Raw genomic sequence first — 25,034 nt, 5'->3', positions numbered from 1 at the left:
CCGCTAGGATACGTAGCCATGGCTAATAAAGGAATCGTTCCCGTCAAACTGTCGCTGACTGAGGGCGACTTCTACACTCTCTGGGCGCCCGAATGGCGCGAACACGGCGCAGAATGGCAAGCATTCCTCGGAAAAGATGACGATCTTTACGTATTCGCATCCCCTGAAGAGCTTCTACTTTTCCTCGAATCCGGCGCAAAGCACGATCTTAGCGACCACCCCAAGTGGAATTCTTTTAATGCAGGAGCCGCCAACCGCGTTGTTCCCACTGCACGCCAAGAATTCGACATCGTCGGCACGCCCCAGTTACTTGCCGAGCGCCCCTCTTATGACAACGTCTCCGCAGTAGCTCGCAACTTCAAGATTGCGCGCAGCCTTGGCGACGTCACCGGCACCACTGATATCCTCGTCTTCTTCTCCTCCCACTCCATCCTGAGCAACCCCGAGCGCGGCGTCGATCATTTCGCAGGCGAAAACGGCCTTGGGGAATGGAGCGCGATCGGACGTGTGGTCCTGAGCAACTGGGACACTGTCGTCGACAGCCTAGACACTCTGATCACGATCAAAGATCTCACAGGCGATTCCGCTTCCATCGAGGATGCCTCTACCCGGATCAAAGACGCTGAAGAAGCAGCTCGCGTCGCACGCGAAAAGGCTGAAGAGGAAAAGAAGGCCAACGCCGAAAAGGTCGACCCCTACGACACCACCGCTTGGGCAGCATCCGGCATCGACCCTATCAAGGTCTCAATCGACGGCCGCACCCTCTACACATTGCGCACCTATGTTGAGGCGCAGCCCGTTTTCCTCGGAAAATTTGGTGAGATCTTCACCTTCTCATCGTCCAAAGCGCTCTTGCGTTGGCTCGTCGAACACGACGATCACGACCTCGCAAAAGTCTCCACATGGGAAGACCTCATGGTTCCGCTTAACGCCGGAGAGCTCGATGTCACCGTGCACTCCGACAACGTCTACTCCTTCAACGGCTTGTCCCGCGACATCAACTCCAGTGTCGATGCAGTAGACACCGATCAGATGGCTCGCGCCTACGAACTGCTTGCCGACGCCGCCGACTGGGCCGCAGACGACTCTCTTAACTCCTACTTCCTGGCCAACCCCCGCATGCAGGATTACATCTCCTACATGCTTGGGTCCAGCGAAACATCGGGTTACACCCCAACCCCGCCTTTCGACGACCACGCAGAAGGTTGGAAAGAACTCGAAGCGATGCTGACCAAGCGTTTTAGTAAGTTCTAAAGAATCGGAAAGAATCGTCGATTCTTTCCGGCCCTACGCATAATGCGTAGGGCTTTTTCTCTGGGATCTATTCGTTGAGACCGAGATCCTTGAGATCGATGCCCATCTCAGCGATGAGTTCTAGTGGTGGTTCGGAAAGAATCGACGATTCTTTCCGAACCTTCTCAAGATCTTTAATATCCTCAGTATCTTCCGCAAGATCTTCTGCTCCGCCGTTATCGTCGTCGCTGAGGCTGGCGAAGAAAGGACTAATGGTTGATTCGATCAGTTGAATCCGGGCAGGCTCTGGCAGGTAGGAGGCGGAGACCGCCGTCATGGTTAATGCGTAGAGGTCTTCGATCGAGTAGTCAAAGTGCTCGACGAGCTCGTTCATACGATCACTGCTTAGTAGAGCTGAGGCTGCGTTGAAACCAAGCTTATGCATGAGGGGCAGCGGATGATCTGAGAGGTCGTCGATGTCTCCGGAGTCGAGATCGTCGAAGGGATTGGTCAGCACGGGGATGCGCCGGTCCAGAACCCATGCGGAAAGTTGTCCGGGTTTAAGGTCGCCGTCGGTGACGCAGAAGTCGTCGAAAAGCTCTATTCCGTGGGTGATACGGGTGGCGCCGGCATGTATTTGTTGTTCGAGCGGGCCAGTGAAGTCGTAAGCGATGAGGTTTTCTCGCAGCACACGGGCGGTATGGGCGTCGGAGGTCACGCAGCTAAGATCGCCGGGTGTGTGGAGGCGGTCGAGTGGGGCTGGTTGATCGCCAAGATCGAGGATTATGCCCACGGGGAAGGGCGAAGAGTCCGCGGCTGCGATGGCGGCGTCAGCGGCGTCGAGAGGCACTGTGCATTCGTAGTAAGCAACGGTGTCGTCGCCCAGTTCCCGAATCCGGGCTTTGAGGTAAGCTGCGTCACCGGCGTCGCCAAGAATGACCTTTGGCATTGCGTGAAGCAACTCCGGTTTTAGGATCTTAAACTCTGTTCGAAAATCTGGGGTGTCGTACATGCATATAACATTAAGGCACAGGCACGATCATTGATATGAAAGTGTCATCAACGATCGCAGCCTTAACTGCATCATCTTTTACATTAGCGTTTGTTTTTACCCCCGCGGCGCTAGCCGACCCTACCCCGCGATCATCGGCACCTAACACCAATAACTGCGAGTACGCGCTTACTCCCCCACCCGCAGAAACCACTTCTGAACAGCTAAAGCCTGGTCAAGTTGCCCCCACGCCTCGACCTACGGTCATTAATGAATACCCGGGTGGCTGCGGTGTGACCAAAGCCAAAGGATTCAACGAACCAGCCAATACGGCCTCTGCGTGGATGGTTTTTGATCTGGACAATGGCGACGTCATCGCTACCAAAGACCCGCACGGACGTTATAGACCAGCCTCCGTTATCAAAGCCCTGCTCGCGCTTGTTGCACTCGACGAACTCAATCTGAAAGCAAAAGTAAAGATCACCGCTGAAGACGCCAACCAAGAAGGCTCTGCGGTGGGTTACGTAGACGGCGTCGAATACACCAACGAGCAGCTTCTCTACGGCCTGCTTCTCAATAGCGGAAACGACGCAGCACACGCCCTCGCGCAACGGCTTGGTGGCAATGACAAAACCCTGGAAAAGGTCAACGCTCTCGCCCAGTCCTTGGGAACCGTGGACACCTACGCCGCCAGCTATTCCGGCCTCGACGCCCCCGGAATGTCCACCTCCGCGCACGACTTAGCACTTATCTATAGCCATGCCTGGAAGAATCCAACTTTTGCAAAAATGGTGGCCACAGAACACATAGAGCTTCCCGGCAACGCCGCCACGCCCACATTCCAGGTATGGAACGATAACGGGCTCTTCCTCAACGACGAGCACGGCATCGGCGGAAAGACCGGTTATACCGACGACGCCCACCACACCTTTGTCGGAGCGAAAGATATCGACGGTCGCCGCCTCGCCGCAGTGATCTTAGATACCACCGTGGAACAGGGCCGCCCGTGGCAACAGGCCCAAAAGCTTATCGACGCCGCCTACGCTGTTCCAAAAGGTGAAAAGGTGGGGAATCTGAAAGAAACGTCGATTCTTTCCCAACCTTCCCCCTCAGAGCTACCGACTCCACCTACACCTGGCGAGGGCGATGCTCCTAGCCGCGACCGAAATCATGCCCCGGCTCTTGTCATCGGAGGCGCAATCCTAGGGTTAATAATGTTAGGGACGCTGACATGGCTCCTAGGTAGGAAAAGGAACGACAAGAAAGCGTAAAGAAAGGGGAGCCCATGAATGGCTCCCCTGATTTTATTTTTTCCTTAAAGCAGTAACTATTGCCGCAGCCGCAGCGCCTGCTGCCACTCCAATTCCGATTCCTTTACCTTTATCGTTACTGATCCGAACTTCTTCACGCACTCGAATCACTGCAGGCGCTGGAACATCAAGCTTAGCGATCGCCAAAGCTTCTTCTGTTGTGGCTGCCCATGCAGAGCAATACATCAGGATTCGCCAAACAAAGTAGAACAAAACCATTACACCGATGATCGGGCCGAAAGTAGCACCCGCTGGGTTGTTCAAAGCGTTTGAGAAGAACTGTGCGGCAAGCTGTTTGAAGATCTCGAAAAGGACCGCCCCGATGACGGCTGCGCGCACTGCAGATTTCATGGGGACCTCCCCGCGTGGAAGGTATTTAAGCATCCACAAGAAAACAAAGAAGTTAGCGACGAGTCCCAGCAGAATGGCAACTGCGAAGGTGAGAAGGAAGATACCGGGGACGTCGTCAAGCGAAAACGCAACGAGCAAACGCTCTGTGAGGCCCGAAGAGCCAATCGCGGTAACGCCGAAGGCCACGATGAATGCTAAAAGGAGGCCCACTAGCCCAAGCAAATCCTGCAGTTTTGCCTTAAAGAAATTTTCTCCGGTAACGGGATAGCACCACATTTTCGACGCTCCGTAGCGCAAGTTAGCCATCCACCCGAGCCCCGACCACAAAGCGGTTAAACCACCGATGCCAAACATGGCACCACGCTGATCAATAGCGGTATCCAAAATCTTGGTCAACGTCTCAGCAATCGAGCCATCGACAGAAGCAACAATTTTCTCCTGAATCTGAGCAAGCAAGTCAGGACGCTGCGCCAGCATCGACGCTGCAATTGCCATGATGAGCATCAACAAGGGGAACATCGACAGGACTGAGAAGTATGTAATACCAGCGGAGTACTGATTGCCGCCTTCTTTGCTATACCGCTCGTTCATCCGCATGATGTGGTCGAACCACTGCCATTTATTCCGATACTTATCCACAAATCCTGGCTCATCGGCATTGGATCGCTCAATCCCGTATTCGTCAGTTTTGTTTTTATCTTGGCGGGTTGAGGTGGGAGTTGTGGACATGAGGGATTCCTTTTGACAAAAGTTTTCTTACTAACTTCTTCCACGATAGAGACGACAAGCAAAATCCGGCCCGAGATTTCAGCTATCGGGGCCGGATCGTTGTCAACTTGTTAGATGTTTTCTGGAAAGAATCGCCTATTCTTTCCCAACCTTCAGAAAACCGATGCGCTCATACGCATCCGCGAGGGTGCGGGAAGCCACTTCGCGCGCCTTAGACGCTCCAAGGGCAAGCACTCTCTCAAGCTCTGCCCGGTCAGACATATACATGTCATATTTGGCTTTGAGTGGCGTCACAAAAGCTTCAAGGGCATCGGCCGTGTCGGTTTTGAGGGCGCCATAGCCTTGGCCTTGGTATCCGGCTACAAGGTCATCGATCGTTTTACCTGTCAGCGCCGATTGGATAACAAGGAGGTTGGAGACGCCTGGCTTGTTAGCTTTGTCGTAGCGGATTTCGCCATCACTGTCCGTGACGGCAGATTTGATGCGTTTCACAGATACTTTAGGGTCGTCGAGAAGGTTGATGAGTCCCTTAGGATTCGTTCCCGACTTACTCATCTTGGATGTAGGCTCCTGCAGATCGTAAATCTTGGCAGCGCCTTCCGGAATGATTCCTTCTGGAACCACAAAGGTCTTTTTAAAACGCGAGTTAAAGCGCTCTGCAAGGGTACGAGTCAGCTCCAGGTGCTGGCGCTGGTCTTCACCAACAGGAACGAGCTGAGGCCGATACAGGAGAATGTCCGCTGCCATCAACATGGGGTAGGTGAATAGGCCGGCAGACGTCCGGTCGGCGCCGCGCTTCGCGGATTTGTCCTTGAACTGCGTCATGCGACTTGCCTCGCCGAAACCGGTAAGGCATGTCATGATCCATCCCAGTTCAGCATGTTCTGGGACATGCGATTGGACAAACAATGTCGATTTTTCGGGATCGATGCCCAGTGCCAAAAGCTGCGCAGCTCCTGCGATTGTGCGCTGACGTAGCTCTTTAGGGTCTTGATCTACGGTGATGGCATGAAGATCTGGGATGAAATAGAACGCATCATATCCATCTTGGAGATCAATCCACTGTTTCAAAGCACCGAGGTAGTTACCTAGATGGTAGGAATCCGCAGTCGGCTGGATTCCCGAGAGCACTCGTTGCTTTTTTACAGCTTTCGGTTCAGTCATGGTTGCCATTCTAGTATTGCGTAGTCTGTCGTCCCCTATGGGAATCGCTTAATCCGTCATTGCTTTTCGACGCCCCACGCTGAGCATAAAGTCACGCGTCGCTATGAGCGAGCCACGCTCAGACGTACTAAGCGTTAGCCCCAAATTTTCATGTGCTGCAGGAAGAAAGCGATAAGAGTACCAATACCTGCGAGACCAGCAAGTATTCCCATGACAATTCCTACGATCCCCGTCGTCTTCTGTGTCTGCGACTCTTCCTTTTCTTCAGCAAGGTTGGGGCTATGTGCGTTTACATCAGCATCCGGCTTCTTCGTTTCTTCGCCTTCTGAGTTCAACAAGTCTTCCGTGCGTACCTCCAGCAAAGGCGGCTGCTCTGTTTTTTCTTCTGTAGTGTCTAAAAATTCAGAGCTATCAGTGGACTCCATGTCCTCCCATTGACCGTTGTTCCATCTCCGCTGAAACGGACCCCGATCGGTCTCTGAAAAAGTTGCTGAGGTTTTCGCTTGCGTTATCGCATGCTCAAGACCGTTGAGAGGCGAGTAATTAACCCATTGAGATGTATACCCCCACGGCTTGTGGGAAGCCACGCCGACTAGCTTTCCATTGACAAATAATGGCCCACCCGAATCACCAGACTGAGTGTTGCTGTTATCTGTGTGATAAGCCTCGAGAGCAGGCCCGCGGTACGTGGATTTTCCTACCGCTTTAACAATGAGTTCTCCCTTTTTAAGCACATTGCCAGTCCCTTTCCCCCAGCCATATCCTGTGCCGCGGGTTTCAGGGCTTATAGGGCTATAGTCCAGCTCCGCATAACGAGGAAGTTTCATGTCTTGAGTGGTGTGTAGCAATGCCACGTCAGAATTAGGAATAAACAATGGTTTATCCGCCTCTACAAAACGGTCAATTGCTACGTGATTTCCCGTTGTTCCTCGTTCAATACCTAAACGAACATAGCTTTTCTCCGCATTTTCCGGAAAACAATGTGTTGCTGTCACTACCCAATGCGGTGCAATTGCGGTCCCGGTGCAATGCCGAACCCGTATGACCATCTGCGCTAATTGATCATCACTACTTACTTCCACTCCCCCTTCCATTGCTTGAACTGGAGTGATAGCACAAGCCAGCACAGTTATTCCGATAGTGCATAAAGTAGCGATCTTACGAATTATCATTTTCACATTCCGCTAAAACGTTCCAAAAAACAAAAATGAATAAAAGTAATTTTCCATTTCGCACCTATAGAAAGGACCCCACACCCCCACACGCGAAAAGGAAACTAAAAATAAAGCTACCTCTTTCCCAGATGTTGGCAAGCATTTTAGCAGGAATACCCCTTTAAGAGGTCAATAAAAAATAAAATTAATATATTGCGCTTTTAAGTCACTAAACACTTATGGAATATGGTTTTCCAACATAAGAAAACTAAATGCTGTTTTAGGAAATAAATTTGGTTGGTGAGGGGCGTCGCAAAGCTTATGCATAAGCAAAAGACCTGCCGCTATAAGCGACAGGCCTTAATCCGAAGACTACACAAAGTATGTGTTATTGCTTTCGCGGTTCTTTGCAAAGAGCTCCTACTACTCCGCCGACTACTATCGCTCCCCCGATTCCCATAATGATGGAAGCAATCATTGAGTTAATGTCATGTGCGTTAATCATGAAGTGAGACCCAACAAACAAAACAAGACCAACGGCAATCGCAATGAAACTCTTAACCCGCATGAAAGCTCCTAGAAAATAACGTACACAGGAATGACAACCCGGTGTATCCTACTCGAAAATTCTGTGAGTGCCGAAAGCCTCCACCTTTTAATGGTAAATAACGCTCAATGGCGAGTGATCGGACCATCGCAGATCATAAGCAGCTGCTTTATCCACCCATGTCTTTTCTGCGCGATCTAGCATCGCCTGTGTCGCAGCCTGGTAGTCGATACGCCACCCTGCGTTCGTGTCAAAGGCTTGACCGCGATACGTCCACCACGTGTAAGGAGCATCCTGAGGCTGTAACCGTCGCGCCACATCAAACCATTGAGGATTTAGCGCAGGCTTACGCTTCGCATCCGACGCATACTCCACAGCACCAGCCCATTGCCCAGCATCCTCTACTTGAGAGGCCGCGTCAGGGAATGTGCCAAACACTGAATCCATAAAAGCACGTTCGTCTGGAAGGAATCCCGATTTCTTTCTATTGGTCTTCCAATTCTTCAGGTCTTCCCGACGATGGCAGATGTTCCAGTCTCCACCTATCACCATGTATTTGTGGTCCTTAGCTGCCTGTTCAAGGAAAGGCTCGAAGACGTCCAAAAAGCGATACTTCTCATCCTGCTTCTCCGTCTGGGCGGAACCAGAAGGTAGATATAGCGAGGCGACTGTCACATCATCAGTACCGTCGCGAAGCGTTGCCTGGATGTACCGACCAGAATCTTCAAATCCTTCGATGCCCACGTGGACGTCGAAAAGCTCAGAACGGCTCAAGATCCCCACCCCGGCGCGGCCTTTAGCAGCCGCCGGTGCTCCTACATAATGCCAACCAGCATCAAGCGCCGGGGCAAGTGCTGCCAGGGTGTCTTTCTCAGAAGCCCGAACCTCCTGCAAAAGCACTACGTCGGAACCGGCGCTTTCCAACCATGGGAGCATGCCCAGATTTGTTTCACTGCGCTCTTTCACGGCTGCGCGGATGCCGTTAACGTTGACCGTCGTAATCTGCATGATCTTCATCCTAACTTTAATTTGTGCTCCTTGACCTTGCCCCAGCGTCAAGCGTCACAATAGAAGCATGAACGAACTCACCATAGGTGAAGCAGCCGAATTCCTCGGCATAACCACACGAGCACTGCGGCACTGGGACGCGATTGGACTGTTGGAACCTCAATGGCGCAACCATAGCGACTACCGGCTCTACACCGAAGAAGACCTCACAAAGGCTTTTACCATCTTGGTGTATCGAGAAGCAGGGCTGAGCTTAAAAACCATCCAGAGGATTTTGGAAGAACCGTCAACAGAAAAAGAGCATCTTCAGAGACAGCTAAAGCTGCTTAAACAAGAGATTTTTAGGAAAGAATCGACAATTCTTTCCGTCGAAAAGCTACTCCGAGGAGAAACCCCCATGACCCCACAAGACTTTGCCGATACTTTTTCCCATGACTGGAGCGAGAATTACGTCGAGTACCAGGATGAGGCGGAGTCGCGTTGGGGCGATTCGGAGGAGTGGGCGGCGTCGCAAAGCACAGCGCGTTCGATGTCCGCGAGCGACTGGCAGCAAGCTAAGGCCTCAGATGCAGCTTTTGTGTCCGAGCTACATCGCGCATGGCAAGCGGGCGTGCGTCCGGGCACCGCAGCCGCGGACCGCATTGTTGAGCTACATAGCCAGCAAATTGCTCAATGGTATGAGTCGTCGCTTTCAAAACAGCTCATTTTGGCGAACATGTACGTGAGCGACGAGCGTTTTGCCGCCCACTACCAGGGTCTTGCGCCTTATCTTTTGGAGCTTGTTCGTGATGCTGCGCGGCGCGGGGGCGTTGATGTGGATAATCCGTCGTGGGCTTAGCTTGTCGACGCCAACGCCTGCTCAGATCGCACGCGGAAAATATGAGCGGGGATCCACAAGATAATGGCTGCGATTCCTAGTGCGGCGCCAGCGAGCGCAGGTGCAGAATAGCCGTAGCCGGCAGCGATCACGAGGCCTCCGAATTGTGCCCCTGCCGCGTTGGCGATGTTCAAAGCAGACTGGTTGAGGGCAGCAGCCAAGGTCTGTGCTCGGCCAGCAACGTCCATCAAACGGATTTGCAGAGAGGGAATCAGCAACGAGCCGGAAAGCCCGATGAGCCCAAAGTTGATCGTTGCGAGGACAGCGTTATGGCTTGTAAAGAAGAAACCGGCCAGGGTGACCACGATGGCAATCAATGCCCAGAAGATTCCGTATTCCACGCTCCAATCAGACAAACGTCCACCGAGCCAGTTTCCGGCGATCATTCCGATTCCATAAGCCATAAGCACGAGCCACATAAGGTTTTCGTGCAGACCAGCCTGTTGGGTCATGGTCCAAGAGATATAGGTATAGACGGCAAACATGCCACCAAATCCCACAGAACCAATGAGCAGCGACGCCCAGACCTGCCCACGGGCCAAAGCTCCCAATTCCGTCAAAGGGCTGGTTGGCTTCATCTTGGTCATATGAGGCATAAGGAACCAGAGCAAGCCAAGCGTGATCAGTCCTACGACAGTAACCAGCAAATATGCAGCGTGCCAGCTTGTGGCATGTCCCAGAGCTTGTGCGGCAGGTACGCCAAGAACGGTGGCGATAGGAAGCCCCATCCCAACAAACGCAAGCGAACGGCCCCGTTGGCCTTCAGGGGCCATCGACGCAACGGCCAAACTTGCGACGGAGAAGAACGCACCTTGTGGCAATCCTGCAATGACACGCGCCACGATAAGCACAGAGAAACTGGAGGCGAAGAAAGTCAATGCGTTGCCGGCCACAAAAGCGAATGTGAGGATGAGGAGGAGCCTACGGCGCGGGATCATGCCAGTTAATGCGGTAATGAGAGGCGCGCCGATCATCACACCTAGGGCATAAGCGGCAATGACGTGACCTGCGGTATCTTCGCTGACACGAAAATCTGCGGCGATCTGATTGAGCAGCCCCATTGTGACGAACTCCGTGATCCCCAGGCCAAATGTTCCGAGCGCCAAGGCGATCATGGTGGCGAGCCGATGTTGCTCGGAAATTTCAGTTTGTCGGGGAATCGGGCGACGCATCATTTTTTGCACATCGGACTACCTTACAGCTAACGAGCTCGTTTTTACGCAAGAGGGCTGAGCCCTCTACTGCCAGACCACCGTAAGCGGACATTTAGCGCAGAGCCCCCGCCTGATAAACAGGACAGTTGTACTGTTTTTACCCCCGACTCCCCAACCACTATCCCCAGCATATGGCCATATTCTCCCCAGTGGGGAGGCATTTGTGCTGTACAACAGGTATTCTTTTTGTTTGTACAACGAGCCCGAATAAAGAGGAGACTCATGGCAAAGATCATCTACACTCGCACCGACGAAGCACCGCTTCTCGCCACTTACTCTCTCAAGCCTGTCGTTGAGGCCTTCGCCTCCACCGCAGGCATTGAGGTGGAGACCCGCGACATCTCCCTCGCAGGCCGCATCCTCTCGCAATTCCCCGAATTCCTTGCGGAGGACCAAAAGGTCGACGACGCACTGGCGGAACTCGGCGATCTTGCCAAGACTCCGGAAGCAAACATCATCAAGCTTCCTAACATCTCTGCTTCCGTCCCTCAGCTCAAAGCCGCGGTTGCAGAGCTGCAGTCCCAAGGCTACAAACTTCCGGATTACCCAGATTCTCCCTCCACTGACGAGGAAAAAGACATCCGCGCCCGCTATGACGCAGTCAAAGGCTCGGCCGTCAACCCAGTGCTCCGCGAGGGCAACTCCGATCGTCGCGCACCTATCGCAGTGAAGAACTTTGCCAAGAAGCACCCTCACCGCATGGGTGCATGGTCGGCAGACTCCAAGACCAACGTGGTCACCATGGAAAGCGACGACTTCCGCCATAACGAGAAGTCCGTCATCATGCCTTCCGACGACACCCTCACCATTAAATTGGTGACCGACAACGGTGAAAAGGTTCTCAAAGAAGGACTTAAGGTCCTCAAAGGCGAGGTCGTAGACGGCACCTTCATCTCTGCCCGCGCCCTCGACGAATTCCTAGCAGTGCAGGTCAAGCGCGCCAAAGATGAAGGCGTCCTTTTCTCTGCACACCTCAAGGCCACCATGATGAAGGTTTCCGATCCCATCATCTTCGGCCATGTCGTCCGCGCCTACTTTGCAGACGTGTTCGCAACCTACGGCGAGCAGCTAGAGGCAGCCGGGCTCAATGGCGAGAACGGCCTTGCCGCGATTTACTCTGGTTTAGAGCCTCTCCCCAATGGCGCCGAGATCAAAGCAGCTTTCGATGCAGCCCTCGAATCGGGTGCCGACATCGCCATGGTCAACTCCGCCAAGGGCATCACTAACCTCCACGTCCCCTCCGACGTCATCATTGATGCCTCCATGCCGGCTATGATCCGAACCTCTGGCCACATGTGGAACAAGAACGATGAAGAGCAGGACACCCTGGCCGTCATCCCCGATTCCTCCTACGCAGGCGTGTACCAAACCGTTATCGCAGACTGCAAGAAGAACGGCGCATTCGATCCAACCACCATGGGCACCGTCCCCAACGTGGGCTTGATGGCACAAAAAGCTGAGGAATACGGCTCACACGATAAGACTTTCAAGATCGAAGCTAACGGCACCGTACAGGTTGTTAACTCCGCTGGCGAAGTCCTGATCGAGCACAACGTAGAGGCCGGCGACATTTGGCGCGCCTGCCAGGCCAAGGATGCCCCTATCCAGGACTGGGTTAAGCTGGCAGTTACTCGTTCACGCTTGTCCGGTATGCCCGCAGTATTCTGGCTCGATCCTGAGCGCGCGCACGACCGCAACCTCACGACTCTCGTGGAAAAGTACCTCGCCGACCACGACACCGAGGGACTCGACATCCGCATCATGAGCCCTGTCGACGCCACCCAGTTCTCCATCGACCGCATCCGCCGCGGCGAGGACACCATTTCGGTTACCGGAAACGTACTCCGTGACTACAACACAGATCTCTTCCCAATCCTTGAGCTCGGCACCTCCGCAAAGATGCTCTCCGTAGTTCCGCTTATGGCTGGCGGCGGACTCTTTGAGACAGGCGCCGGCGGATCCGCTCCAAAGCATGTCCAACAGCTTGTCGAGGAAAACCACCTCCGTTGGGATTCTCTTGGAGAGTTCCTCGCCCTAGCAGAATCTCTGCGCCACTTTGCCAACACCGAAGGCAACACCAAGGCAGGAATACTTGCCGACGCCCTCGACCGCGCCACCGAAACCCTTCTCAACGAGGGTTACTCTCCATCGCGCAAGGCGGGCGAAATCGACAACCGTGGCTCTCACTTCTTCCTTACCAAGTTCTGGGCGAAGGAATTGTCGATTCAGTCCGAAGACGCCGACCTTGCCGCCACATTCGCACCTGTCGCAGAGGCCTTGGAGGCGCACTCGGATGAAATCGCCGATGCACTGCTCGCAGTTCAAGGCACCCCTGCCGATCTTGGTGGCTACTACCAGCCCGATGACGCCAAGACCACCGCGATCATGCGTCCCGTCGCTAGCTACAACAACATCATTAGTTCCATAAAGTAGTCTCCTAAAAAGCCGCCCTGCACTCACACGTGAGGGCGGCTTTTCCCATCCCCAAAACCGCTTAGTCTATATTTTAATTCACTCACTGCCTGCATTTTCTTCAAAAAATAGACCAAGCTGTTTATTTTTTCATTGATGCAGTCTAGCGTTCTTGCCAATGCACATTATTCAGAAAGGCAAGAAATGACTACCAAGTACGACAACTCCCAATCTGCTCAATGGAGCTTTGATACCCGCGCTATCCATACCGGCCAAACCGTCGACACGGACACCGGCGCGAGGAATCTCCCCATCTATTTCACGTCCTCTTACGTTTTCAACAACGCAGAACATGCTGCGAATCGTTTCAACCTTTCCGACGCAGGACCGGTGTATTCCCGGCTCACTAATCCAACAGTCAATGCGGTCGAAGAAAGACTCGCTTCCCTGGAAGGAGGTGTCCATTCCGTCCTATTTTCCTCCGGAATGGCTGCAGAGACCGCGGCGATTCTCAACATCGCACGCGCCGGCTCTCACATCGTTTCTTCCCCAAGAATCTACGGCGGCACGGAAACCCTTTTTACAGCCACTCTTGCGCGCCTCGGAATAGAAACGACTTTCGTGGATAATCCTGACGACCCCGCGTCGTGGGAAAACGCTATACAGGACAACACTGTCGCCCTGTATGGCGAAACCTTTGCTAATCCCCAAGCCGACATTCTTGATATTCCCGCAATCGCAGACGTCGCACATAGAAACAGCGTGCCATTGATCGTCGATAACACCCTTGCCACCGCAGCACTCGTTCGACCGCTGGATCTTGGCGCCGACGTCGTCGTAGCGTCCCTTACAAAGTTTTACACCGGCAACGGTTCAGGCCTGGGCGGAGTGCTTATCGACGGCGGCCGCTTCGACTGGAGCGTCGAAAAGCACGGAAAACCCCTCTTCCCTGATTTTGTAACCCCCGACCCCGCCTACCACGGCCTCAGATACATAGACCTTGGACCAGCGGCATTTGGCCTCAAGGCACGTGTCGGACTACTTCGCGATACCGGCGCAGCCCCCTCCCCTTTTAATGCCTGGGTAACCGCGCAAGGCCTGGATACACTCTCACTACGCGTCCAGCGCCACAATGAAAATGCACAGGCCGTCGCAGAGTTCCTTGCAAAACACCCTAAAGTAGCCAAAGTTAACTACGCCGGACTCCCCAACTCCCCGTGGTTTGCTACGAAAGAAAAACTCAATCTTTCCCACACAGGCTCAGTCTTGTCCTTTGATATCTGCGGAGGACAAGAGGAAGCATGGCGCTTTATCGACGCCCTCAAGCTCCATTCAAACCTAGCTAATGTCGGAGACGTTCGTTCGCTGGTAGTTCACCCAGCCACCACCACTCACTCCCAATCCGATAGAGCTTCCCTTGAAGCTGCTGGCATTACGCCTGCCACAGTGCGTATTTCAGTCGGAATCGAGTCAATCGAAGACATAATCGCCGACCTACAAGCAGGCCTTAGCGCTATCTGATAAGACAAAGCACGTGAGACAAGATTTTTGTTTCTTGTCTCACGTGCTTTATTTAGCCCGCCCCACCCAAAGTCTATTGAACAGTTTACACGTTCATGAATGGAAGATTCCGCAAAACGCCGGACTTCATTGCAACCTGGAACAAAACAGCTACCGTAGCCACCAGTCCAGCGACTCCCAGGACGATGCTCCAAATCTTAGGGAAATTACCGAGCGAAGGGTCTTTCGGAGAATCCGGTTTTCCTGCATCAGGGACTCGACCGTCTTTAATTCCGCAGTTGTTTTTAACTGTTAGCTCAATGTTTACGTCGTCAATTTCGGGATTATATTCTGCACTATAAATTCCCATAAATATAACGTCCACTCCATCTATCACGCCATTTTTTGTACCTGGTTGAGGCCGATAACGAAGCGATTCCCCCTTAGCCGTCAAGGTCTCCCCCTTCAGGCTCCATCCCTGAGTTTTTCCATGCGCAAAAACGCCTTCGCCTTCTTTCTTATTTTCCAAGGTCCGATCAGATTCTCGATACTCAGTCATCGCTTTTCCAGGAACGTAATACCCCACGTAGCCACTGCCAGCTTCCAGGTCAAGGCCTGAGGTTTTCACGAAGGGAGACTTAATCACAGTATGCAGGGCACCATGGTGCCCACTGAAGGTCAGTGAAGAATCCTTAGTTCTAATATCAGAACTAACAACCTTCCCATCTTCGAGATGGATAGAAGAATGATCCGGATCAATCTCAAAACTAAACTGGTAATTATTTCCAGCCTTATTAGAGCCAGACTCCGTTACCGCACCTTCAGACTTCCAATTTCCCTTTGCCAATCTCTCATTAAGAATATAGTTTCGAAAACTAGTCTTAATTCCCCAATTTAGCGTTCCGCTTACAACTTCGATCGAACATTTTTCAGATGCCACAGCCTGAGGGACGGCAATACCGGCAGCAATCATGGTGGCTGCCACAGGGACAGCAAGTCGCTTAAACACGCGGGGATCCTATCTTTAGAGATTTTTAAAGGCAAGGCATACCTTATTAAAAAAGGGCATGCCTTACCTAACTCAAGAACTAAAGACTCACCCCGAATACCCCTGTGGCGTTAAACCGTCGGCAAGCCAACCTCACTTTTCATTTCCCTAGAGAGCAGTGGCCTCTGCCTGATGCACCAGGGAAACGAAATCTGATTCTTGTTTACCCCCCTGATCGCGTGCAGGGTGGACGGAAAGAGAACCATCAGCACGTTTTTCTACATGGATCGGCCATCCGTATACCGTAGACAGATTCTCGTCTGTGTAGACGGAATCGACGATTCCTTCCTTCGCAACGCAGCCATTGGCTAAGCAGACTATCCGATCGCAGTATGCGGCGGCCGCGTTGAGATCATGAAGCACAACGATCACCGCTACATTCGTTTCACGAGCAATCGTACGCATAAGACCTAAAACTTGTTCTTGATGGCGGATATCTAGCGCAGCAGTTGGTTCATCGAGCATCACTACCGGTGTCTGTTGGGCTAAGACTCGAGATAAAGCCACACGCGCACGTTCGCCCCCAGACAGAGTGATGACATCGCGTCCAGCAAGATGAGCAGCATCCGTGGCGGCGAGAGCGGCGTCGATGAGGTGGTCGTCGAAAAGCTGTTTTTCTGTGCCCTCCCAAGGACGTCGACCCATCGCGACTACATCGCGTACCAGGAACTCAAAAGAGACACTCACATCTTGCATCATGACGGCACGGACCCGCGCCAAATCTTTCGGAGAGCTAGTTGCGGGGTCGTGGCCCAAGATGTCGATGGTGCCCCTCGTTCGCTCAAGGTCACCGCTGATTGCGGCAAGAAGCGTCGATTTTCCCGCACCATTAGGACCTATCAGGCCGGTGATTTCTCCTCGACGGGCTTCAAAAGTGACCTTGTCCAGCAGAACTTTCTCACCGACGGCGACGGTAAGATCGCTTACGACGACTGCAGGCTGCCTACTCAATGGACCGAACCTTTCTTGAGCATACGACGAAGCAAGACAAAAAATGTTGGCCCGCCAACTATTGCAGTGAAGATGCCGATGGGTAAATCAGCAAAAGGAATCAACGTACGGGCCGCAACATCTGCAAAAGCAATGAGCACAGCACCCGTTAGCGCAGAGGCCGGCAAAAGAATCTTGTTTTCCGGCCCAACGATACTACGCAACAAATGTGGAACGATAAGGCCGACGAATCCAATCAGGCCAGCAAAGGAAACCGCACCGGCGGTCAGAATCGTCGATGCCGCAATAGCGATAATCCGTAATCGTGAAACATGAATACCCGTGTGGACAGCTGCTCGTTCACCTAACGCAAGAACATCAAGTTGACGGCCTAACCTGATGGCTATCAAAACTCCAGCTATTGCTATCGGCAGCACCACCCAGACATGCTTCCATTGCGATCCATTAAGCGAACCCATTTGCCAAAAGACAATCTGTTCGCGGTTTGCGGTCGGGGCTAAGTAAACCAGGAAAGAAATCAACGCGTTGCATACGGCGTTGATCGCAATGCCCGTAAGGATGAGGTTGACCACGGCCACTTTTCCCTGATGACGTGCCAACTGATAAATAATCACGGTAACCAAAACTGCGCTCATGAACGCAGCAACAGGGACAGTAAAAGTCCCTAGAAAACCGATATTAAACACGATGACGGCAGCAGCCCCTACACCGGCTCCTGAGGTCACACCGATGATGGAAGGTTCCGCAAGTGGGTTTGCAAACACTGCTTGCATCAGTGTGCCGGCAACGCCCAAACAAGCACCGACCAAAAAGCCTAAAACAATACGTGGCAGTCGAATCTCCCACACCACACTGGTGGTAAGACTCTCGTCGCCCCGATTCAATAAGATAAAAGGCAGATCTTGCAGTGGAACATAGTATTGACCCAGCGCAAGAGAGGTGACAAACGCTACGAACGCCAAACCGGCGAGGACGATAAAAAGTATCGTCCTGCGCCTAGCTCGGTGCTCAAAAACATCCTGGACCAAAGTATTACGTTTGTGGAGCATACAAAGCCTGTGCGGTTCGGAGAAGAGTCTGTCCAGTCAGCGGGCCAAATGCCAAAGACTGTCCATCAGGAATCGTGATCACTCGTTTGTTTTTACCCGCAGTCGTTTGGGCAACGCCTGGACGAGACAACAAACCGTCGATGCCGCCTGTAGACTCCAAACCTCCCGACATCATGATGATTGCTTCAGGATTAATCTTGGCCAGCGCTTCTGCATTGGCAGGTTCTGCATAAGAAAGCTTGTGCTCAGCAGCAAGGTCAACAGCGCTTAAGCCTTCGATGAGATCCTTAGCACCCGTACCGTCACCCATGATGAAAAAGACTCCGCCGTTGCCACGCGCATAAAGGAATGCCATCTTCATTGGGTCCTTTGGCGCAATGTTCTTAATAGTTTCCCGTGCAGAGTTAATCTCATTGATGCTTCGTTCTGCTAGCTTCGCGGCTTCGTCGTTAAGCCCAACAACCCCACCAAGGTTTTTAATGTCCTCAGACACTGAGTCAATAGTGCGTGTTGGCTCCATGACCACGGTGGTAACACCAGCAGCACGTATCTGATCAATGGCGTCCCGCGGCCCAATAGAGTGATCCACAATAACCAACGAAGGCCGAAGATTCAGTACAGCCTCCACGTTAATGGTGTGGCCACCTTCTGTGACTACAGGAAGATCCTTCAACGCATTCTCCGTTGAAGACACCGTACGGCCTACGATGTTCTTTGTCAGACCTAGGCCCTCAAGTGTTTTGGTATATGTGCCATAGATGTCTAAAGCCAGAATTCGTGAAACATCCGTGACCTCAACCTCATGACCATCAGCATCAGTCAACTTCACAGGCAGCTTTGGGGAAACTGAGTCTGCAACCGGTTGAACGTCGTCAAAGTTCTTTACTTCCGATACCCCTTTAAAGCTTCGAGGATCCTTCACATCCGTAGGAAGGGATTCACGCAACTCCTTAGTGGAATCATACGATCCTTGAACGCCACAGCTTATCAACGACAACGCACACGCCACTGATGCAGCTACGCGCACAAACTTATTCATCAAAAATCCTATTCTCGGCGCTGTCGAGCCCGTCTAGCTCCATAGCCTTTTACCTATGGTTGACCCGACAGCGTTGATCACATACAAACCAGCAATAAGTAACGGAAAACCTGCAACTACGACGGATTATTAAGCACTAAACGCCCCATACTACCTCCGGCGATCACAAACCCAGCAACGATGAGCAACAGATACATGTTGGGATCGATGCCTTCTTTATCGTCAGCGGCTGGTCGGATCTTAAAGTTCTTTGCACCATTCTTGTAACCAGACTCATTCAGGCTCTGATCGTCCGCAACCGACGCGCCACTATTATCTTTATCCTCTTGGTCGATTCCAGCGGATGCCGCAACACCAGATGCTTTGTTGCCGTTCTTTGCTCCGCTTGCTTTAGCAGCGCCAGAAGCACAATCTGCGGCACCACCCAAAGCAGCATCAAAATCTAAAGAATCTAGTTCCGTTCCCGCTTCATAAAAACCAGCGAAAGCTCCAGAACCTTCCTTAGTTAAGGTCGTAGTAGCCTTGCCCGAAACTTTAGAGTCTGAAAAATCCAACGAACTAAAGTTCAGGTTAGCCAGCGGTATATGCCCATAATCGCTCTTATTGCCCTGCATATCAGACGAACGAACATCGGCATAGAGCACGCCACTGCGTCCATTAAATCCAATTTCAACGTTGGAGATACTTAAATCCAACACACCATTGTGACCGCTAAAGTTCACTCCACCCACAAATTTAATTTTCCCTGAACGCTTCGAAACATCCACGGCTCCAGAATTCCCTGAAAATACAAATTGGCCACCACTGTGAGTCGCCTGGTCCAAGCTCCACTTTCCTTTTGCTATCGAACCGGTGATATACGACTGGAAAGACTTCTTTACGCCCCAGCGAGCCGAAGCGCTCTGGATTCCTACAGAACCGGCTTCACATGTTTGAGAGTTGGTGCTTCCAGAAGGTTGTTGGGAAGGCTGGGGGGCGGTTTGAGTCTCGTTTTTAGGAAGGAATTGACGATTCCTTCCAGAATCTTGACCGCTTGCCGTGGTGGCATTGCCCGCCCGGACGCCCCTACTTGTCGACTCAGTTTTCCCCGCTCCAGTCCCACGCGTTTCAAAGTCTTTCAAAGAATCAAGAAAGTGTCCTGCGTTGTCCATGAAAATCGTAGTGGCATTCATGGTGTCATTGGTCTCCGACAAAATAGCCATGGCTTCTTTATTGAAACCCGTAAAGTTTCCTTTAATCGAAGCCAGTGTGCGCTTTTTACCACCCGTCGATCCACCTGATCCGTTACCACCTTCTATAGACGGGGAGCAGCGACCATCAAGCCGTATATTTCCGTGGGTGTCATCCATCGACTCCCCAGGCTGATAAGCGATAAAGAGCTTGGCCCCTTCACTCGTCAAAGTCGTTGTGCCGCTTAAATCAACAGCGCCGCTGGAGGGATCCGCATAATTTGTGAGGTTAATCGTTGCAATGGTTACGTCATCGCCAGTGATTTGAGCGCCTCGTTCGTGGGTATTGCTCATATCTGACTCATAGGAGACGTAATCAACTTTGATTTCCGCGGAAGAACCGTTCGTAACGACTTTCCAATCGCTAAGCGTCATATCCAACAGATAAACACCGTTGCCATGATCGTGGCCTTTGAAATGGATGAGACCACCGAATGGGATGGTGGCGGTGGAGCCGTCGACACGCGCTTTGCTCGGGGTGAAGTTAAAAGCACCGTCATGTCCGGTGTCACTGCCAGAAAAGCCGATTCCTTCTGTGGCCCATTGCCCACCAGTTTGTCCAGCTGCGCCTTTAAGCATGTAGTACCTAAAGGTTTGTTTAATGCCCCAATCAAACGAGCATTGTTCTTCGGCAGCTTGAGCGTGCGGGGCAAAGATAACCGACAGCGGCGCAGCCGCAAGAGCCGCGACGCTCATCAGCCCTAAGACCAATCGACGGGGGTTCAACATGAGTGGATAGCTCCTAGAAGAGGGAGGGAATCGTCAATTCTTTCCTAAAACAACCCTCTAAAAGAACCACAGCATGAGTTCTTTTAAGGAGCTGAGCAGAGATGAGGCGACGAAAAAGGAAGTGTTACCTAACAGAAAACATGTATAGGCTACACTTACCTAATCTTCTAGTCCATCCCTTGGTATCGCGAAGGATTTTGCATGAATACCTCCACTACCTCAGCCTTTAAGAACCTCTATCCAGACGTCGATCCCACCCAAGGTTTACCCCTCAACTGGTCCGAACGTTTGTCTATTACTTTTTCTTGCGCAACGCTCGCCTTTGGAGCAGTGTTTGGCGACCTCATCATCGTCGGCGCAGGGCTGGCCTTCATACTTTTCTCCACCATCGCACCAGCACAAAAAACAGCCCGACGAATCAGAACGGAAGCAAAAAACCGCTTCCCCACACAGCCGTGGGCAGAAAATGCTCAAGGTTCTGGACGTCAACAACTTATTTTTATTCTGTTGTTTTGGGTGGCGATCACTGCAGCATGCATCGGCTTATTTTTAATCGCGCCACAGATTAGCCGCCCCCTTGCAGCTATCATCGCCGCAATAGTAGCGGGAATCCTCACATGGTTTATGCCTGGAATGAGTTCGCTATGGCGAAAGAGAGCGGGAGGACGTCGAAAAGCCCGGAAATCTAGACGCAACAACTCGTAGTATCGAGGGATGGACTAGACAGAGCTGTCCATGTAGCATGTACGCGATCCTCACGGCACACAGTCAAGGAGCCACGACATGTTCAAAACCACAGGAGAACTCACGATTGTCCCTATCGGGGACTTTCACACGGAAGCTGGCGCCACAATCCCTAACACCGTCATCGCTTATCAAGCGTGGGGCACGTTTCGTGGCGACAATCTTGTACTCGTCGAACATGCGCTCACTGGCGATTCCAACGCAATAAGCTGGTGGAACGGGCTTATCGGAGACGGTCTAGCACTGGATACGCGCCGCTACTGTGTCCTATGCACCAACGCTCTTGGCGGATGTATGGGATCTACCGGCCCCAGCACTACGCATCACGATGGCCAACCCTGGGGATCCCGCTTCCCTGCTCTTTCCATCCGCGACCTCGTACGCTGCGAAAAACAGTTCCTCGACACGCTCAACATCAATAAAATTCATGCAATCATCGGCGGCTCGATGGGCGGTGCCCGCACGATGGAATGGTCGATTCTTTACCCAGACATGCCGCGAGCTGCTTTAGTGATCGCAGTCTCCGCGAGAGCAAGCGCCTGGCAAATCGGTATTCAATCTGCTCAAATCAGCGCAATCGAACGCGACCCGCACTGGAACAATGGCGACTACTACGCCGCTGATTACCCGCTCGATGGACTTGCCGCCGCGCGCAGAATCGCCCATCTTACCTATCGAGGAGAGCTTGAGATTGATGAAAGATTCGGCACTTCTGCCCAACGCGGTGAAGACCCTTTAGGGCCTTACAGGAATGCTTCACAACGCTTTGCCGTAGAAAGCTATCTGCAGCATCAAGGACGCAAACTAGCAGAGCGTTTCGACGCCGGCAGCTACGTAGCACTCACCGAAGCCCTTAATCGTCACGATCTCGGGCGAGGACGAGGCGGCCTGAACAAAGCACTCGCGTCCATCGAAGTTCCAACGATGGTCGCTGGCGTAGATACCGACATCCTTTGCCCTTATCACCAGCAGGAACACATCTCGCGCAACGTGAAGAACCTATTAGGTATGGCAAAAATTAGCTCGCCTATAGGTCATGATGCTTTCCTGACAGAAACCCGACAGATGGATCGCATCATAAGGAATGTGTGGGAAAGAATCGACGATTCTTTCCCACACATCAGTGTCTAAGTTTTAGTCACAATTCCGAATCCCAACACCTTATTTTTTTGATCTACTGATGCCTGCTCAAAAAGCAGCGGGCCGCTACACAAAATCAAAAGAAAATACAATCATTTGATAACCAACACGCAAAAAATGTGAATAACTAACGTCATATCATTGCTGTTTCCCACCCAGAGTTTTCACCTGTGAATAACTTTCCACCAAAGCTCACTACGTCTTATTTCGGATCTAGGCTGATCCTGAAATGTTGGCTGCTTTAGCCTTCAGATGAGCGTCGGAAAGCTTTAAACAGGGAGTTTTCATGATTGGATTCAGACACACCGATACAAGCAACTCGGTATCTGCTTTTCAGATGAGCATTAATCGCCAACTTATTACGTTTTGGCTGCATCAGGTTCCTGAAACTGAAGAGGATTTTCATACTCAGATAGATGCCCTGAGTATTTCCATGAACATTTCCCGAAATGATGCAAAAAACGGACTACGCGTAGGCGTTATGCTAAGAAATTTTCCAAAATTACTGTCTTGTTTACAGGATCACTGGCACCTTGATATGCCGCGACTTGTAGTCTTGGAGAAGCATCTCATGGCTATAAATAAAGAATTATTCCCCCAGGTAGACAGCTATCTATGTGATTATTTCACTCCGCAAGTAGCTGGCCAGGTAATACCTCAGAAAGCGACGCTGTCCAAGCATATTCGAAACTACGTTGAGGGTATCGATCCTCCAGCTTCGCAAAAACCGCAGGACCAACAACAACGAGCAGCGTCTTTCAAACGAGGGCTCGACGGATACACCCGCCTCAGCGTAACCATGACCGATACCGAAGCTTGCGTACTGCAACAAGCTCTCAAGAAACAACCGGGCGAGGAGCTCATCGATTCCTTTATGGCTCTGATCGATAGCCAAATAACCACAAAAGTTATTCTCAATGTTTTTAAAGGCACCGATGGTCTCATGCGTACGGCTGACGGTGGAATCGCCGATTTCGACGCCATCGACGCCACTCGGGTAATCGATCCGGATGCTTATACTGCGGCTTACCAGCCCACAGATGAAATCCGAGTAGCTGTACAGCTACTCGACGGTTCCTGTCGTTACCCTAACTGTACTGTCAGCGCGCAGCATTGCGACATCGACCATGTCGTAAACCACGATGAAAACGGGCCGACCACTCCAGATAATCTGGCATGTCTCTGTCGTTTTCACCATAATTTTAAAACTGAGCAGCGGGTACACTACTCAATCGATAAAAATCGGATAGCTACGTGGTTTTTCCCCAACGGCGTCATCAAAAAATCGCAGCCGGGAGGAGTTAAGCGACCGCCGCGTTTTGGTCAGTCTTGGAAAAAACATGAGGACCAGCGCGTGAGAGCGCGTCGGCAAGCAAATCGCTGCTAGTCGTCGCTTTACGAGCCCAACGAATCAATCGAGTACGAAAAAAACACCATTGCGCCACCAACCGTCGATGCATACATCACATCAAACGTCCTCGAGCGTATAGAAAGAACTCCTAGTACTTTCGAATCGCAAGTCGACCTCAGAACCGCCAACCACAACAGGGCTACTCCGAGGACAAAAGTGGCACGGCGCCAATGCTCGGTAAGCGAGTAAACGCCTGAAGTGGCGACAGCGATCACGAAGAGTGATAGCCCGATGTACTGGATTCCGGAGGGAATCTTCGATTCTTTCCGGCCAATATCGTGTGGATTATCAAGAGGAGAAATTTTAACCAAGTTCCGCGCGCTCCACCACATTACGAATCAAAAATGCACGTGTAAGAGGACCCACACCACCGGGATTCGGAGAAATAGCTCCTGCGACATTCCAAACATCTGGGTGCACATCGCCCAGGAGCCTTCCGTCTTTGCGGGAAACTCCTACATCCAGAATAGCTGCGCCGGGTTTAATCATGTCTGCGGTCAACATGTGAGGTTGTCCTGCAGCTGCCACAATAATGTCGGCTTGAAGTGTTTCTGCTGCAAGATCCGTAGTCCCAGTATGACACAGGACTACTGTCGCATTTTCACTTCTACGGGTCAGCATCAAACCGATCGGCCTACCAACGGTCACTCCGCGACCGATTACAACAACTTTTTTACCTGCAATTTCGATACCAAAACGCTTTAATAAATGAATCGCTCCATTCGGTGTGCAAGGTAACGGAGCATTCTCATTGAGCACGAGTTTGCCTAGGTTGACTGGATGCAGGCCATCAGCATCTTTATCAGGATTAACACGCTCCAGTACAGCATTCTCGTCCAGATGCTTCGGTAACGGAAGCTGAACAATATAGCCAGTACATGCAGGGTCGTTATTCAGCTCATCGATAACACCAAGCAGTTCTTCTTGCGAAATATCAGCAGGGAGATCCCTGCGAATGGAACGTACGCCAATCTGTTCGCAGTCACTGTGTTTCATTTTTACGTAAGAGTGACTTGCAGGATCATCACCGACCAAAACTGTTGCCAGACCGGGAACAATTCCTTTTTCTTTCAATGCTTGAACGCGGACTTCTAAATCAGCAAAGATCTCGTCCCGGTACAGTTTTCCGTCTAATTTAATAGCAGTCACAGTACAAATTATTGCACTTTCTGGAACGAATCGTCGATTCCTTCCAGAACAGATC

The 25,034-nt window shown here is 51.8% G+C and carries 22 protein-coding genes; 8 read left to right on the top strand and 14 right to left on the bottom strand.

Annotated elements, in window-relative coordinates; translation table 11 throughout:
• Positions 1–18: 18 nt before the first annotated feature.
• Complete coding sequence (locus CULFRC11_RS02530) at positions 19–1,254, top strand: SatS C-terminal domain-containing protein (RefSeq protein WP_023635232.1); 1,236 nt, start codon at positions 19–21, stop codon at positions 1,252–1,254.
• A gap of 67 nt (positions 1,255–1,321) precedes the next feature.
• Here CULFRC11_RS02530 and CULFRC11_RS02525 read toward each other — a convergent pair whose 3' ends face one another.
• Positions 1,322–2,245 carry an amidohydrolase family protein gene (locus CULFRC11_RS02525; RefSeq protein ID WP_038620364.1) on the bottom strand — a complete coding sequence of 308 codons (924 nt, stop codon included), beginning with the start codon at positions 2,243–2,245 and terminating at the stop codon, positions 1,322–1,324.
• Between the two features lie 35 nt (positions 2,246–2,280).
• Here CULFRC11_RS02525 and CULFRC11_RS02520 point away from each other — a divergent pair, with 35 nt between their 5' ends.
• Positions 2,281–3,495, top strand: a complete 1,215-nt coding sequence (locus CULFRC11_RS02520) for a D-alanyl-D-alanine carboxypeptidase family protein (protein WP_023635230.1) — start codon at positions 2,281–2,283, stop codon at positions 3,493–3,495.
• A gap of 33 nt (positions 3,496–3,528) precedes the next feature.
• Here the strand turns inward: CULFRC11_RS02520 and CULFRC11_RS02515 are convergent, their stop codons facing one another.
• From CULFRC11_RS02515 to CULFRC11_RS02495, 5 genes are all read right to left on the bottom strand, one after another.
• Positions 3,529–4,614 carry a YhjD/YihY/BrkB family envelope integrity protein gene (locus CULFRC11_RS02515; protein WP_023635229.1) on the bottom strand — a complete coding sequence of 362 codons (1,086 nt, stop codon included), beginning with the start codon at positions 4,612–4,614 and terminating at the stop codon, positions 3,529–3,531.
• A gap of 135 nt (positions 4,615–4,749) precedes the next feature.
• Positions 4,750–5,787 carry a tryptophan--tRNA ligase gene (gene trpS / locus CULFRC11_RS02510; protein ID WP_023635228.1) on the bottom strand — a complete coding sequence of 346 codons (1,038 nt, stop codon included), beginning with the start codon at positions 5,785–5,787 and terminating at the stop codon, positions 4,750–4,752.
• A 125-nt stretch (positions 5,788–5,912) separates the two neighbouring features.
• On the bottom strand, positions 5,913–6,950 hold the full coding sequence (locus CULFRC11_RS02505) for a trypsin-like serine protease (RefSeq protein ID WP_023635227.1): 1,038 nt from the start codon (positions 6,948–6,950) through the stop codon (positions 5,913–5,915).
• A gap of 370 nt (positions 6,951–7,320) precedes the next feature.
• The gene (locus CULFRC11_RS02500) at positions 7,321–7,500 is read right to left on the bottom strand and encodes a hypothetical protein (protein WP_023635226.1); all 180 of its coding nucleotides are present in this window, start codon (positions 7,498–7,500) and stop codon (positions 7,321–7,323) included.
• Positions 7,501–7,587: 87 nt separating this feature from the next.
• Entirely contained in the window at positions 7,588–8,487 is a 900-nt protein-coding gene (locus CULFRC11_RS02495) for an exodeoxyribonuclease III (protein WP_031270051.1), read from the bottom strand.
• 67 nt (positions 8,488–8,554) lie between these two features.
• Between CULFRC11_RS02495 and CULFRC11_RS02490 the strand changes: the two genes are divergently transcribed.
• Positions 8,555–9,325 carry a MerR family transcriptional regulator gene (locus tag CULFRC11_RS02490; protein ID WP_023635224.1) on the top strand — a complete coding sequence of 257 codons (771 nt, stop codon included), beginning with the start codon at positions 8,555–8,557 and terminating at the stop codon, positions 9,323–9,325.
• On the opposite strand, the gene CULFRC11_RS02485 is transcribed toward CULFRC11_RS02490, so the two are convergent.
• A complete protein-coding gene (locus tag CULFRC11_RS02485) occupies positions 9,322–10,548 on the bottom strand; it encodes an MFS transporter (protein WP_023635223.1) in 1,227 nt (408 codons plus the stop codon). The two genes, CULFRC11_RS02490 and CULFRC11_RS02485, sit on opposite strands and share 4 nt — an antisense overlap.
• 252 nt (positions 10,549–10,800) lie before the next feature.
• On the opposite strand from CULFRC11_RS02485, the gene CULFRC11_RS02480 reads away from it, so the two are divergent.
• The gene (locus CULFRC11_RS02480) at positions 10,801–13,011 is read left to right on the top strand and encodes an NADP-dependent isocitrate dehydrogenase (protein WP_023635222.1); all 2,211 of its coding nucleotides are present in this window, start codon (positions 10,801–10,803) and stop codon (positions 13,009–13,011) included.
• A 183-nt stretch (positions 13,012–13,194) separates the two neighbouring features.
• Positions 13,195–14,511, top strand: a complete 1,317-nt coding sequence (locus CULFRC11_RS02475; protein WP_031270048.1) for an O-acetylhomoserine/O-acetylserine sulfhydrylase — start codon at positions 13,195–13,197, stop codon at positions 14,509–14,511.
• A gap of 85 nt (positions 14,512–14,596) precedes the next feature.
• Here the strand turns inward: CULFRC11_RS02475 and CULFRC11_RS02470 are convergent, their stop codons facing one another.
• The 5 genes from CULFRC11_RS02470 to CULFRC11_RS02450 all read right to left on the bottom strand — a co-directional run bounded on the left by CULFRC11_RS02470 (position 14,597) and on the right by CULFRC11_RS02450 (position 20,535).
• Positions 14,597–15,499, bottom strand: coding sequence for an HtaA domain-containing protein (locus tag CULFRC11_RS02470; protein ID WP_023635220.1), 903 nt, complete (start codon positions 15,497–15,499; stop codon positions 14,597–14,599).
• 147 nt (positions 15,500–15,646) lie between these two features.
• Positions 15,647–16,489: a heme ABC transporter ATP-binding protein gene (locus CULFRC11_RS02465; protein WP_023635219.1), complete on the bottom strand. Its 843-nt coding sequence runs from the start codon at positions 16,487–16,489 to the stop codon at positions 15,647–15,649.
• Positions 16,486–17,538 carry a FecCD family ABC transporter permease gene (locus tag CULFRC11_RS02460; RefSeq protein WP_023635218.1) on the bottom strand — a complete coding sequence of 351 codons (1,053 nt, stop codon included), beginning with the start codon at positions 17,536–17,538 and terminating at the stop codon, positions 16,486–16,488. Before CULFRC11_RS02460 ends, CULFRC11_RS02465 begins: the two co-directional genes overlap by 4 nt.
• On the bottom strand, positions 17,522–18,577 hold the full coding sequence (locus CULFRC11_RS02455; protein ID WP_023635217.1) for a heme/hemin ABC transporter substrate-binding protein: 1,056 nt from the start codon (positions 18,575–18,577) through the stop codon (positions 17,522–17,524). Before CULFRC11_RS02455 ends, CULFRC11_RS02460 begins: the two co-directional genes overlap by 17 nt.
• A gap of 116 nt (positions 18,578–18,693) precedes the next feature.
• Positions 18,694–20,535 carry an HtaA domain-containing protein gene (locus CULFRC11_RS02450; RefSeq protein ID WP_023635216.1) on the bottom strand — a complete coding sequence of 614 codons (1,842 nt, stop codon included), beginning with the start codon at positions 20,533–20,535 and terminating at the stop codon, positions 18,694–18,696.
• 201 nt (positions 20,536–20,736) lie between these two features.
• Between CULFRC11_RS02450 and CULFRC11_RS02445 the strand changes: the two genes are divergently transcribed.
• The 3 genes from CULFRC11_RS02445 to CULFRC11_RS02435 all read left to right on the top strand — a co-directional run bounded on the left by CULFRC11_RS02445 (position 20,737) and on the right by CULFRC11_RS02435 (position 23,806).
• On the top strand, positions 20,737–21,240 hold the full coding sequence (locus CULFRC11_RS02445) for a hypothetical protein (protein WP_023635215.1): 504 nt from the start codon (positions 20,737–20,739) through the stop codon (positions 21,238–21,240).
• Between the two features lie 78 nt (positions 21,241–21,318).
• Positions 21,319–22,410 (top strand): homoserine O-acetyltransferase MetX, encoded by a 1,092-nt coding sequence (gene metX / locus CULFRC11_RS02440; RefSeq protein WP_023635214.1) that lies wholly within the window; start codon positions 21,319–21,321, stop codon positions 22,408–22,410.
• A gap of 295 nt (positions 22,411–22,705) precedes the next feature.
• Positions 22,706–23,806, top strand: coding sequence for an HNH endonuclease signature motif containing protein (locus CULFRC11_RS02435; protein WP_023635213.1), 1,101 nt, complete (start codon positions 22,706–22,708; stop codon positions 23,804–23,806).
• A gap of 8 nt (positions 23,807–23,814) precedes the next feature.
• Here the strand turns inward: CULFRC11_RS02435 and CULFRC11_RS02430 are convergent, their stop codons facing one another.
• Entirely contained in the window at positions 23,815–24,141 is a 327-nt protein-coding gene (locus tag CULFRC11_RS02430) for a DUF3017 domain-containing protein (RefSeq protein ID WP_023635212.1), read from the bottom strand.
• Complete coding sequence (locus CULFRC11_RS02425; protein ID WP_023635211.1) at positions 24,134–24,979, bottom strand: bifunctional methylenetetrahydrofolate dehydrogenase/methenyltetrahydrofolate cyclohydrolase; 846 nt, start codon at positions 24,977–24,979, stop codon at positions 24,134–24,136. The genes CULFRC11_RS02430 and CULFRC11_RS02425 overlap by 8 nt, the downstream gene beginning before the upstream one ends.
• Positions 24,980–25,034: the final 55 nt, after the last annotated feature.

Source organism: Corynebacterium ulcerans (assembly GCF_000767685.1).
GTDB lineage: Bacteria > Actinomycetota > Actinomycetes > Mycobacteriales > Mycobacteriaceae > Corynebacterium > Corynebacterium ulcerans.
Note: the sequence above shows the minus strand (reverse complement) of the source record. Positions and strands in the feature narration are given on the sequence as shown.